Annotated in this window: 10 protein-coding genes and 1 pseudogene; 7 read left to right on the forward strand and 4 right to left on the reverse strand. The window is 63.6% G+C overall.

Going from position 1 to position 12,858, the window contains the following annotated elements; translation table 11 throughout:
• Positions 1–4: 4 nt before the first annotated feature.
• Entirely contained in the window at positions 5–1,321 is a 1,317-nt protein-coding gene (locus tag X727_RS162110; RefSeq protein WP_023833532.1) for a hypothetical protein, read from the reverse strand.
• A 521-nt stretch (positions 1,322–1,842) separates the two neighbouring features.
• Positions 1,843–2,481, reverse strand: a complete 639-nt coding sequence (locus X727_RS162105) for an isochorismatase family protein (RefSeq protein ID WP_023686167.1) — start codon at positions 2,479–2,481, stop codon at positions 1,843–1,845.
• Positions 2,482–2,604: 123 nt separating this feature from the next.
• On the opposite strand from X727_RS162105, the gene X727_RS162100 reads away from it, so the two are divergent.
• A complete protein-coding gene (locus X727_RS162100) occupies positions 2,605–3,600 on the forward strand; it encodes a helix-turn-helix domain-containing protein (protein ID WP_023695825.1) in 996 nt (331 codons plus the stop codon).
• Positions 3,601–3,615: 15 nt separating this feature from the next.
• Here the strand turns inward: X727_RS162100 and X727_RS01000000164355 are convergent.
• Positions 3,616–4,172: pseudogene (locus tag X727_RS01000000164355) on the reverse strand (sugar O-acetyltransferase).
• 154 nt (positions 4,173–4,326) lie between these two features.
• Between X727_RS01000000164355 and X727_RS162095 the strand changes: the two are divergent.
• The 4 genes from X727_RS162095 (at position 4,327) to X727_RS162080 (ending at position 8,617) form a co-directional block, all read left to right on the forward strand.
• The gene (locus tag X727_RS162095; protein WP_023669981.1) at positions 4,327–4,788 is read left to right on the forward strand and encodes a membrane protein; all 462 of its coding nucleotides are present in this window, start codon (positions 4,327–4,329) and stop codon (positions 4,786–4,788) included.
• Positions 4,785–6,176 (forward strand): FAD-containing oxidoreductase, encoded by a 1,392-nt coding sequence (locus X727_RS162090; protein ID WP_023833533.1) that lies wholly within the window; start codon positions 4,785–4,787, stop codon positions 6,174–6,176. Before X727_RS162095 ends, X727_RS162090 begins: the two co-directional genes overlap by 4 nt.
• Positions 6,177–6,291: 115 nt before the next feature.
• Complete coding sequence (locus X727_RS162085) at positions 6,292–7,470, forward strand: MFS transporter (protein WP_023833534.1); 1,179 nt, start codon at positions 6,292–6,294, stop codon at positions 7,468–7,470.
• 91 nt (positions 7,471–7,561) lie between these two features.
• A complete protein-coding gene (locus tag X727_RS162080; protein WP_023744270.1) occupies positions 7,562–8,617 on the forward strand; it encodes a succinylglutamate desuccinylase/aspartoacylase family protein in 1,056 nt (351 codons plus the stop codon).
• Position 8,618: 1 nt separating this feature from the next.
• Here the strand turns inward: X727_RS162080 and X727_RS162075 are convergent, their stop codons facing one another.
• The gene (locus X727_RS162075) at positions 8,619–9,389 is read right to left on the reverse strand and encodes an isocitrate lyase/phosphoenolpyruvate mutase family protein (RefSeq protein ID WP_023744269.1); all 771 of its coding nucleotides are present in this window, start codon (positions 9,387–9,389) and stop codon (positions 8,619–8,621) included.
• 321 nt (positions 9,390–9,710) lie between these two features.
• Here X727_RS162075 and X727_RS162070 point away from each other — a divergent pair, with 321 nt between their 5' ends.
• Both X727_RS162070 and X727_RS162065 read left to right on the forward strand, forming a co-directional pair.
• Complete coding sequence (locus X727_RS162070) at positions 9,711–11,900, forward strand: anthranilate synthase (protein ID WP_023741042.1); 2,190 nt, start codon at positions 9,711–9,713, stop codon at positions 11,898–11,900.
• 5 nt (positions 11,901–11,905) lie between these two features.
• Positions 11,906–12,853: a cation diffusion facilitator family transporter gene (locus tag X727_RS162065; RefSeq protein ID WP_023683651.1), complete on the forward strand. Its 948-nt coding sequence runs from the start codon at positions 11,906–11,908 to the stop codon at positions 12,851–12,853.
• The last annotated feature ends 5 nt before the right edge of the window (positions 12,854–12,858 follow it).

Consider the following 12,858-nt stretch of genomic DNA (forward strand, 5'->3'; position numbering starts at 1 on the left):
CTTCTCACGCCACTGTCGAGGACCCGAACTTCTTGATCCCGGCGACCGACATGCTGACGAACTGGTCGAGAATGGTGAAGAAGATATCCAGACTGAACCCAAACAGGAAGGAGAAGGTGAAGAGGCTGAAGCCTATTCCCGAAGCCTCCTCTCCAAGCTTGGTGCCCGGTGCTACAAACCAGGCAAGCACCATGCCGGCCAGCGCCCCCAGTGCGATCCTGTGGATCAGCCGCGACAGCGGTGGATTGGGCAGCAGCGGATTGAGGATCATCCGCATGTGAAACATGATGGCTCCGAGCGCGCCGTAGAAGGCCGGGAGTATCCACAAGGCATATGGGCTGAGAACCTCGTCCAGCGTCTTTATCTGCGCGGTCAGCGTGTAGATCGAGTTCGGCGCGATCGTGATCACTCCGTCGCACTGCAGGCTGCGCGTTGCCTCGTCGAAATCGGCATTCACGTCCGTCACTTTTTCCGAAGACGTACCTTCAAGATTGTTCGGGTTTTTCTTTTCGGTGTTTATCTGCGCGCAATAGGCATCCGGCTGATTGGGGAGCTCCTTGAGCTTGTCTGGAGGCGTGGATTTACTCACCCCCAGCGGCTGGTCACAGAACTGGTCTATGGCACCTTGCTGGGAATACTGAGCCTGGCCCGCCGCTACGCCATCTGCCGTGGAGGTTGAATAAAATTTGCAGTACATCCATTGCATTCCCCAGATCGGGAATTGCGCGTCCTCAGTCATGAACCCTTGCGCTCTTCTCACCAGGGAGGAAAAGCGCTGGTCGAGAGCGTGAAGGCTATCTTCCGAATTGTAATAGGCGTCCTTCAGAAGCGTCAGATCCGTGGTCGAAGCCTGCTCGGACGATGCCGAGCTCAGTTGTTTCTTCGTCGCCCAAACCTGGCGTATCGCCTGTCCGAACCGTGCGCTGAAATCATTGTTGTCGATTTCTATGAGTTCGGAGTTTATCGCGACTCCCTTGTTGTAAATGTACGTCAATCTTCCGGTTACAACCATGAAAAGCACGGAAAGAGCCACGAGAAAGTACGTCGCCAGCGCGGTCTTGCGCGACATGTCACCGGGCGACCAGCCCGATCGCAGTGCCGCCAGGGTGGCAAATGGCACGGTGCCGGAACAATCGTTGAAAACCGTCTGAAGATTGACGACCTCAGGCTGGCTGGCCGTCGCATCGTCGAGCTTTTCGGCATTGCGGATGGCCGCAAACAGGGAACTGTCCTTGAACACACCGTAGCGGCCGTAGTTGGCGACCAGCTTGGCGTCCGCGATGAGTCCAGAAACGAGAGGGTCGGCCGGCGTCGTCGTCATCGTGAAATCCCCCCGCCTGACGACTACCCTAGATAGCCCGGCACATAGCCGTATTGCGACGGGCACCCGCACGGATATCCGGGCGGGCCGGGCGGCTGCGCCCAGCACCAGAAGGATTGAGTGAAGCAGATCGTCCCCGGCGCGTGCGAAGGGACCTGGGCGAAAGCGGGCCATGGCAAGAGTGCCGCGGCACCAGCCAAGGCGAGAACGACTGTAGTTCGTGCAATTCGCGCTTTCACTTGTTTCTCCCGGGGAAGTCTACCCCGTCCCACCCCTTGATCCAGATATACCGTTCCTCGGAGAGAGGCCTTCGTCTGTGAAAGACTTCACTCTGTTCTCCAGTTCCCCATCCTGAGATAGAGCCCGATCTGAGTTTCTTGCGTTTAGCCGGCTCATCATCCCGAAAGTGAATGGGCCCAGCCGAAAAGACTTCCAAACGAGGCCACGCCCCGGTGTTCGTGATCAGGAACGCCAAAGGGCGCCGCAGACTGCGGCGCCCCTGTTCCTTCGCGGCAATTTGCCTATGCAGCGTTGCGCGCCAGCGCGCGCTGGTTGGACGCATAGGGCGTGTCGCGTTCGGGCAAAGCACCGGTCTTCAGGCAATCGATCCATTCGGCGGTCTTGAGCACGGCCGCAAAGCGCGACTGCAGGATGATGGACACCACGCGGTGGATCTCCTCGGCCGAGGCGTAGCCGGCGCTGTTGGCGTAAGGCAGCGAACCGGTGGCGTCGGACAGGAACTCGACCGCAAAGCCGACATGCGCGGCGTGGATGATGCTCGACAGGTCGCAATTATGCGTCATGTAGCCGATCACCGTTATCGTATCGATGGTATTGGCGCGCAGCCACGCCTCGAGGTCGGTGCCGGCAAAGGCGCTAGGCAGTGACTTCTCGACATAGTGGTCGCGGCTTCGCCGAGCGATCTCGGGATGCAGTTCGCCGCCATGGCTGCCCTTGGCGAAGACTGGCGAGGTCTCGGGCGCCATCTGCTTGACGACCACCACCTTCACGCCGGCCGCAGCGGCGGCATCCATAGCGCGCGCGACATTGACGACGCTGTCGCGGAACGGCGGACACTGGATGGCGAGGTTGCCGCCATCATAATCATTCTGGACATCGATAACGATGAGTGCGCGGCGCGGCGTGATATTGGCGGACATGGTGTTCTCCTTCGAGCTTGAATGGGACAGGAAATAGGCGAATCGCCCGACTGCCAAAAGTGGCCCGATTGACATCATTCGAAAGAATTGGGACAATCCGCTTTTCGCTTGCTGGAAACACGCATGGCCGACCCGATCATTGCCGTTCTCGCCTTTGACGGCATCAGCCCGTTCCACCTCTCCGTGCCGTGCGTGGTGTTCGGCACCGACCGCACCAAGCTTGGCCTGCCGCGTTTCGACTTTCGCGTCTGCGCGCTCGACGATGGAGCGATCCACACCGATGCCGGGCTGACCATCGCGGTGCCGTATGGCCTTTCCGCATTCGACGATGCCGACATCGTCATCGTTCCGAGCTGGAAGGATCTCGAGGCCCCACTTCCGCCGCCGCTCCTGGCAGCGCTCACCCACGCGCACCGGCGCGGTGCGCTGATCGTCGGCCTCTGTCTCGGCACCTTCGCCATTGCCGCCGCCGGGCTGCTTGCGGGCCGGCGTGCGACGACACATTGGGCCTCCACCGACCGGTTGCAGGCATTGTACCCGGACATCGAAGTCGACGCCGACGTGCTCTATGTCGACGACGGCGACATCGTCACCTCGGCCGGCGTCGCCGCCGGGCTCGACTGCTGCCTGCACATTGTGCGCGCGCGCTATGGCGCAGAGGTAGCGCTGCGGCTGGCAAGGCACATTGTACTGTCGCCGCACCGGCAGGGTGGGCAGGCGCAGTTCATCGAGCGCCCGCTGGCGAAAACCCCGGCCACCGACCGCTTCACCTTGGCGCTGGACACGGTGCGGGCAACGCTCGGACAAACGCACAACCTCGACCGCGTCGCGGAGGCCGCGGGCCTGACTCGGCGCACTTTCACCCGCCGTTTCCAGAAATCGATCGGCACCAGCTTTGGCGAATGGTTGGCCGGCCAACGCACCGAACTGGCGCAACGGCTGCTGGAGGCGACGGAAAAATCGATGGACATGGTGGCCTTCGAAGCCGGCTTCGGCAGCGCCACCTCGCTGCGCCAGCATTTCGCCGCACGGCTCAAGACGTCACCGGCCCAATACCGGCGTGAATTCTCGCGGCGAGCCGGTCCGGACGAGCGCATGGCACGTACGGCTTCATACTGACCGCCCACGACGAGTTCAGCCCCGCTTGACCGCCCGCGCCGGATTGCCGACCACTGTGGTGTTGTCAGGCACGTCGCGCGTCACCACCGCGCCGGCGCCGACTATGGCGCCATCGCCGATGCTGATGCCGCCGAGGATGATGGCGCTGCCGCCGATCCAGGCGTCATTGCCAATGGTGACCGGCCGGGCAATCTCCAGTCCCGCCTGACGGCCCGCGGCCTCCTTGTGGTGCTCGGCGCAGTAGATCTGCACATTGGGGCCGAGAAGCGTCCGCCTGCCGATACGCACCGGCGCGGTGTCGAGGATGGTGCAGCCGGCATTGAGGAAGGCGCCGTCGCGAGATGGATGTTGAAACCGTAGGCGCAGTGGAACGGCGCCTCGATGCGGGAGCCTGCGCCCGCGCTGCCGAGCAGCGCCAATAGCGCCGGGCCGATATTGCCGCGTTGCTGGGGCCGTAGCGTATTATGCTCGAACACCGCATCGCGCGCGATCTCCCGCAGCGCCTCCAGTTCGTCGTCGATGCAGATGTACCATTCGCCTGCAATCATCCTTGTGCGTTCGCTTCCGGCCATCACAGCGACTCCGTCCCTTCGTCATGTTCGACTGGTTACCAAAGTACAATGCTCACTGATGGAAGAAGCACCATCGCCTACTCTCGTCAAACGCAGGACCTATGCTAGCTTGCCCTCGTAGGCCAGTCCCGGGCCTGCTTTCGAGGGGATCGACATGCTCTATTTGCTTGCACTTCTGATCGGCGTGATTGCCGGTCTTCGCGCCATGACCGCGCCGGGCGCGATCGCCTGGGGCGCCTATCTCGGCTGGCTGCCGGTGGCCGGCACCTGGGCAAGTTTTATGGGCCATTGGGCCGCCGTCGGCATCTTCACCATCCTCGCCATCGTCGAACTGGTCACCGACCAGCTGCCCTCGACGCCGAGCCGCAAGGTGCCGCAGCAATTCGGCGCCCGCATCCTGCTTGGCGCCTTCAGCGGCGCGGTGATCGGCGCCACTGCCGGTTCCACCATTGGCGGCCTGATTGCCGGCGCCATCGGTGCTGTCATCGGCACCTATGGCGGCGCCGAAGCGCGCGGCCGGTTGGCCGCCGCCTTCGGCAAGGATTTGCCTGCCGCCCTCATCGAGGACGCGGTGGCGATCATCGGCGGCCTGCTGATCGTGGCGGCGGTGGTATGACTGCCCAAGCCTCAGACGCCAAGACATACGACGCCATCATCATCGGCGCCGGACAGGCCGGCCCTCCTCTCGCCGGCCGGCTGACGTCAGCCGGCATGAGCGCGGCGCTGATCGAGCGCAAGCTGGTCGGCGGCACCTGCGTCAACACCGGCTGCATGCCGACCAAGACCATGGTCGCCAGCGCCTATGCCGCGCATCTGGCGCGGCGTGCCGCGGACTACGGCGTGACGTTCTCAGGCCCTGTCGGCGTGGACTACAAGAGGATCAAGGCGCGCAAGGACAAGGTCACAAACGACTCCCGCAGCAATCTGGAGACGTGGATCGCCGGCATGAAGGGCTGCACGCTTTATCGCGGCCACGCCCGCTTCGAATCCGCCAACACCGTGCGTGTCGGCGGCGACCTTCTGACCGCCGAAAAGATCTTCCTCAACACCGGCGGCCGCGCCTCGGTGCCCGACCTGCCGGGCGTCAACGACGTCGACTACCTCACCAACTCCTCGATGATGGATCTCGATGTTTTGCCGCGCCATCTTATCGTCGTCGGCGGCAGCTACATCTCTCTTGAATTCGCGCAGATGTTTCGCCGCTTCGGCTCTGAAGTCACCGTCATCGAGAAGAGTTCGCGCCTGACCGGCCGCGAGGACGAGGACGTGTCGGCGGCCGTCCTATCGATCCTCGAAAACGAAGCCATAGAAGTCCATGTCGGCGCCGACGACATCCGCTTTGCCAGACAGGGCAAGGAGATCGCCGTGACCTTCTCATCCGGCAAGCCGCCGGCGGTCGGCTCGCATGTGCTTCTGGCACTCGGCCGCACCCCCAACACCGACGATCTCGGCCTCGATAAGGCCGGCGTCGCGGTCGATCTGCGCGGCTTCGTCACCGTCGACGACCAGCTGCGCACCAGCGTGCCCGGCATTTGGGCAATGGGCGACTGCAACGGCAAGGGCGCCTTCACCCACACCTCCTACAACGATTATGAGATCGTCGCCGCCAATCTGCTCGACGACGATCCGCGCAAGGTCAGCGACCGCATCGAGGCCTATGCGCTCTACATCGATCCGCCGCTCGGCCGCTGCGGCATGACCGAGGCGGCGGTGAAGAAATCCGGGCGCAAGGCGCTGGTCGGCCAGCGGCCAATGACCCGCGTCGGCCGCGCCATCGAAAAGGGCGAGACGCAAGGTTTCATGAAGATCCTGGTCGATGCCGACACCAGGCAAATCCTCGGCTGCTCCGTGCTCGGCCCCGGCGGCGACGAGGCGGTGCACTGCGTGCTCGACCTGATGTACGCCAAGGCGCCGGTCGATACGCTGGCGCGCGCCGTGCATATCCACCCCAACGTCTCGGAGCTGTTGCCAACCATCGCCCAGGAGCTGAAGCCGCTCGCCTGACATAGCCCCGCGTCAAGCTCAGCGCTTTCTGCATTGGTGCGTTGCAGCAATGTGCATTGCGCGCGGCAAGGCTTCTCGTTCAGTCTGAATTGAACCGATTCAGTCTGGATTTTCCATGCCTTTGCCGATCCTTGCGCTTGCCATTGCGTCCTTCTGCATCGGCACCACCGAATTCGTCATCATGGGCCTGTTGCCGGAGGTTGCGGCCGATCTCGGCGTGTCGATCCCCTCGGCCGGCCTGCTGGTCACCGGCTATGCGCTGGGCGTCGTCTTCGGCGCACCCATCGTCGCCATGGCCACCGCGCATTTGCCGCGCAAGCCGGTCCTGGTCGCGCTGACGGCGATGTTCGTCGTCGGCAATCTGCTCTGCGCCATCGCGCCCAATTACTGGCTCCTGATGGCCGCTCGCGTTTTCACCGCCTTCGGCCATGGCGCCTTCTTCGGCATCGGCTCGGTCGTTGCCGCCAGCCTGGTGCCGCGCAACAAGCGCGCCAGCGCCATGGCGATGATGTTCGCGGGATTGACGCTCTCCAATATTCTCGGCGTTCCCGCCGGCACGGCGCTTGGCGAAGCCTTCGGCTGGCGCTCCACCTTCTTTGCCGTCGTTGGCATCGGCCTGATCTCTGTTGCGGCCATCGCCTGGCTGGTGCCATCCAATGTCGCCGAACCGAGCGGCGGCGGCCTGCGCAGTGAACTGCGCGTGCTGGGCAAGCTGCAAGTCTGGCTCGCCATGCTGATCGCCTCGCTGGCCTCGGCCAGCCTGTTTGCCGTCTTCACCTACATCAAGCCCTACCTTACCGATGTCTCCGGCCTGTCGACCTCCGCGGTCACCTGGGTCCTGCTACTGTTCGGCGCCGGCATGACCATAGGCAACATCATCGGCGGCCGGCTGGCCGACTGGAAATTGATGCCGACGGTCATCGGCACGCTGCTTTTGATGGCAGTTCTGTTTGTCGGCTTCACGCAGTTCGGCGCTATCGCCAGCGTCGCCATCGGCGTCGTCTTCTTGTGGGGACTGCTGATCTTCGTCGTCGTGCCGCCGCTGCAGATCCGCGTCGTCGAAGCGGCTTCGGAAGGGCCGAACCTCGCCGCCACGCTCAACCAGGGCGCATTCAATATCGGCAATGCCAGCGGCGCCTGGATCGGCGGCGTGGCTCTGTCGGCCGGCGTTTCCTATGCTCATTTGCCGCTGGCCGGCGCGGTGCTGGCCCTGCTGGCGGTCAGCGTAGCCGTTGTCTCGCAGGCGCTCGAAGGATCGGCGCCGATAACGACGGTTCCGGCCGCCGCCGAATAATTCCATTGCGCCCATGGCGGCGCGAACTGGACCAATCGACAGCCCTTCGGCAAAAGTGCATGTGTTCTGCCTCTTATCCTGGAGGCATCCCATGCAGAAATCGATCGAACGCATCGCCGGCGATACCGAAGGCGTTTCCTACGAATTCCCGGTGTTCCGCTTCGCCGGCGCCGACAAGGCAGCACCTTCGGCCTATCTCCAGGCAGCACTCCACGCCGGTGAACTGCCTGGTGTCGTCGCCATCGACGCGCTGATGCCGGCGCTGAACAAGGCCGAAGCCGAAGGCCGCATCAAGGGCAGCATCACGGTCGTGCCCTGGGCCAATCCGATCGGCCGCGCGCAATATCATTTCGGCGAGCACCAGGGCCGCTTTCATCTCGGCACCCGCAACAATTTCAACCGCGGCTTTCCGTTGCTCGCAGCACCGGACGCCAAGCTTTTGCCCGACACCACGCTTGGCACCCCCGACCAGCGATTGAAGACCCGTCTGGTGCAGCTGTCGCTCGGCCACGACATCGTGCTCGACCTGCATTGCGACGACGAGGGCCTTGCCTATCTCTACGTCCACGCCAGCCTGTGGCCGGCGATGGCCGATTGCGCCGCCGCAATGGGTATCGACGCCGTGGTGTTGTGGAGCGAGGACACCGACGGCACCTTCGAGGGCGCCACGATCATGCCCTACCAGAACGTCCCCGCCAACGTGGCGAAGCTCGACCGCCGCGTTGCCACCACGGTTGAATACCGTGGCATGCTGGATGTCGACGGCGCGCTGGCAAGTTCCGATGCCGAAGGCCTTTACCGGCTGCTGGCGGCGCGCGGCGTCATCGCCGATACCGCCCTTCCCGCACCCGGCGCGTTCAAGGGCCTCGTCGCGCCGCTGGAGAACATCGACATGATGCCGGCGCCCCGGGCCGGCGCCATCCTCTACGACGTCAAGCCCGGCGACCGCGTCGCCGAGGGCGCGCGCCTCGCCACCATCGTCCACACACCGGGCGAGGCCGGTGGCCGCACCGAAGTGCTGGCGCCGCAGGACGGCGTCATCCTGACCCGCCGCTCACGCCGCATCATCCGCGCCGGCGAGGATCTCTTGAAGCTGGTTGGCAACAAGAAGAGCGCCGACGCGAGGTTAGGCACGCTGGAGGACTGAGCTAACCCGAAATCGCCAGCCGCGCCTTGGCCTCCAGCCATTCGGCCATTTGCCGGTACGGCACCGGGCCGTGGCTGACACGGGCGACACCAAGCTCGGCCAGGCGCTGGCGCGGCGGCACATGCGCCAGCGCGATGATGTTGACCGGCAATGCCGTCGCCTTGCACAGCGCCTCGATCAGACCCTCGTCGCCGAGCCCCGGCGCAAAGAAGCCGCTCGCTCCGGCTTTTTCATAAGCGTGCGCCCGCTCGACGGCCTGGTCGAGCAGCACGCTGTCATGCGCATCCGGCTTGGCCTTGAGGAAAATGTCGGTACGTGCGTTGATAAAGGCGGGAATGCCGGAAGCCTTCACCGCCGCCGCTGCCGCCTCGATGCGCTTCACCTGCACGGCGATGTCGTGCAGACCGGCGCCGCCGACGATCTGGTCCTCGAAATTGAAACCGATGGCGCCGGCCTGCAGGGCACGTGTCACCGTCTGGGTGACAGTCACCGGCTCGACGCCGTAGCCGCCTTCGAGGTCCATGGTCACCGGCAGGTCGACTGCCGCCACGATGCGCCTGATGTTGTCCAGCGCCAGCTCCAGCGGAATTTTCTCGCCATCGGCATAACCAAAAGCAGCCGCGACCGGCCAGCTTCCGGTGGCGATCGCCTCGGCGCCCGCCCTCTCGACGATCTTGGCCGAGCCCGGATCCCAGGCATTGTAGAGAACGATCGGGTTGCCCTTGACATGAAGGGCATGGAACGTGCGTGCGCGCTCGATCTGCTCGGTCATTGCTGTCTTCCCGTCTTTCCGATGTTGGACGAACAGTCTAGGCAGGACCCCAAGCCTTGGCGATGTGCCATGGGCTGCAGAAGCGGCGGCCACAAACAGGCCTTTCAAACCTGTTGCGCATCCGGCTTTTCGCCGCTATGGATTTCGCCCATGAACATGCGCTCGATCAAGACCATTTGGTGGTGGGCTCGCTGACAGCGGCCTGTTCGAACGCGTGCGCGTGAAAATAGAGGGTGGCCGCAACGGAATGTCCGGGCGGCCATTTGTTTTTTCAAAGCCATTCCCGGGTCCGTTGCCCCAACAAGCCATATGGAGACGGCAATGACGATGAAGGCTCTGGAAAACGGCGCGGAAAGCTTCGTGACCGCAGGTGGTGTCACCATCACCCGCGAACGCCACGACAAGCCTTACGCCGGTGCGATCGATGCCTATGTCGATGGCTTGAACTCGCGCCGTGGTGCGGTGTTTTCCTCGAATTACGAATATCCGGGCCGCTACACACGCTGGGATACGGCCATCATCGATCCGCCGCTGGTGATTTCCGCGCGTGGCCGCGCCATGCGCATCGAGGCGCTGAATGGCCGTGGCGAAGTGCTGCTGCCGGTGATCGGCAAGACGCTGGCCGGCATTGCCGAGGTGACGATTGCTGAAACCTCGAAAAAGCTGATCCGCCTCGATGTCGCCAAGCCCGGCCGCGTCTTCACAGAGGAAGAGCGCAGCCGCGTCCCCTCTGTGTTTACTGTGCTGCGCGCCATCACCGCTCTGTTCAAGACCGATGAAGACGCCAATCTCGGCCTTTACGGCGCCTTCGGTTACGACCTCGCCTTCCAGTTCGATCCAGTCGACTACAAGCTTGAGCGCAAACAGAGCCAGCGCGATCTCGTGCTGTTCCTGCCTGACGAGATCCTGGTCGTCGACCATTATTCGACCAAGGCCTGGACCGACCGCTACGACTATTCCGGCGACGGTTTTTCAACCGAGGGGCTGCCGCGCGACGAAATTGCCGAACCGTTCAAGACCGCCGACCGCATCCCGCCGCGCGGCGACCATGAGCCGGGCGAATATGCCAATCTGGTGCGCAAGGCGATGGACAGTTTCAAGCGCGGCGACCTGTTCGAGGTCGTGCCCGGGCAGATGTTCTACGAACGCTGCGAGACGCAGCCTTCCGAAATCTCGCGCAAGCTGAAGTCGATCAATCCGTCGCCCTATTCCTTCTTCATCAATCTCGGCGAAAACGAGTATCTGATCGGCGCCTCGCCCGAAATGTTCGTGCGCGTCAATGGCCGCCGCGTCGAGACCTGCCCGATATCCGGCACCATCAAGCGCGGCGACGACGCCATTTCCGACAGCGAGCAGATCCTGAAGCTGCTCAATTCCAAGAAGGATGAATCCGAGCTGACAATGTGCTCGGACGTCGACCGCAACGACAAGTCAAGGGTCTGCGATCCGGGCTCGGTGCGCGTCATCGGCCGCCGCCAGATCGAAATGTATTCGCGCCTGATCCACACCGTCGATCACATCGAAGGGCGCCTGCGCGAAGGCATGGATGCCTTCGACGCCTTCCTGTCGCATGCCTGGGCGGTCACCGTCACCGGCGCGCCGAAACTGTGGGCCATGCGCTTCATCGAGCAGAACGAAAAGAGCCCGCGAGCCTGGTATGGCGGCGCCATCGGCATGGTCAATTTCAACGGCGACATGAACACCGGCCTGACGCTCCGCACCATCCGCATCAAGGACGGCATTGCCGAGGTGCGAGCAGGCGCCACGTTGCTCTTCGACAGCATCCCCGAGGAAGAAGAAGCCGAAACCGAACTGAAGGCATCCGCCATGCTCTCCGCCATTCGCGACGCCAAATTGGGCAATGCCGCAGGCGCCGAACGCACCACCGCGCGCGTCGGCGACGGCGTCAACATCCTGCTCGTCGACCACGAAGACTCCTTTGTCCACACACTGGCCAACTATTTCCGCCAGACCGGTGCCAATGTCTCGACCGTGCGTTCGCCGGTGCCGGAAGAAGTCTTCGAACGGCTGAAGCCCGATCTCGTCGTGCTGTCGCCCGGACCGGGCACGCCGAAGGATTTCGACTGCGCCGCGACCATCAAGAACGCCCGCGCCCGCGACCTGCCGATCTTCGGTGTCTGCCTTGGCCTGCAGGCGCTGGCCGAGGCCTATGGCGGCGAACTCAGGCAGTTGCACGTGCCGATGCACGGCAAGCCGTCGCGCATCCGCGTCTCCAAGCCCGGAATCATCTTCTCCGGCCTGCCCAAGGAAGTGACCGTCGGCCGCTACCACTCGATCTTTGCCGATCCGGTGCGGCTGCCCGACGATTTCATCGTCACCGCCGAGACCGAGGATGGCATCATCATGGCCTTCGAACACCGCAAGGAGCCGATCGCCGCCGTCCAGTTCCATCCGGAATCGATCATGACGCTCGGCCACAATGCCGGCATGCGCATCATCGAAAACATCGTTGCGCATCTGCCGCGCAAGGCCAAGGAAAAGGCCGCCTAGAAACGATGGCGGCAACGGACAACATGGCGGCGATCGCAGCGAAGGCAGCGGCCAGGCAAAGGATCGCCAGCCTTGCCTTCTGGTCGATTGTCATCGCCTGCGTGGTGCTCGCGCTCAAGCTTGCCGCCTGGTACGTCACCGGCTCCGTTGCGCTCTATTCGGACGCATTGGAATCGATCGTCAACGTCATAGCCTCGGCCGCCGCCTATTGGGCGGTCCTGGTCAGCTACAAGCCGGCCGACCAGGACCATCCGTTCGGCCACCACAAGGCCGAGTATTTTTCGGCGGTGCTGGAAGGCGTGCTGATCGTGCTCGCCGCGCTTTTGATCCTCAACGAGGTCTGGCGCTCCTGGCAGACGCCGACCCCGCTCGAACAACCCTGGGAGGGCCTGGCGATCAACGGTGTCGCCACCGTCATCAACGCCTTCTGGGCCTGGACGCTGATCCGCGCCGGGCGCAGCGCAAAATCACCGGCGCTGGTCGCCGACGGCCGGCACATCATGACCGACGTCGTGACCTCGGTCGGCGTCTTCGGCGGCCTCGTCGGCGCTATCCTGACCGGTTGGCAGATCCTTGATCCGGCGCTTGCCGTCATCGTCGCGCTCAACATCCTGTGGCAGGGCTGGCACGTCATCGGCTCGTCGATGAACGGGCTGATGGACCGCGCAGTGGACACGACCGAACACATGCACATTCGCGACATCATCTCGGCCAATTGCAAGGGCGCGCTGGAGGTTCATGACCTCAAGACCCGCATCGCCGGCCGCGCCACCTTCATCGAGTTCCACCTGGTCGTCGACGCCGACATGACGGTCGGCGCCAGCCACGTCATTTGCGACCGCATCGAGGACGCGCTGAAGGCCGAAATCCCCTCGGTGCGCGTCACCATCCATGTCGAACCGGACGACGAGGCGAAGCTGCCGAAAGGCACGACGGCGGTGCCGTTTGCTTGAGGCGA

Source organism: Mesorhizobium sp. L103C105A0 (genome assembly GCF_000502215.1).
Classification (GTDB): Bacteria; Pseudomonadota; Alphaproteobacteria; order Rhizobiales; family Rhizobiaceae; genus Mesorhizobium.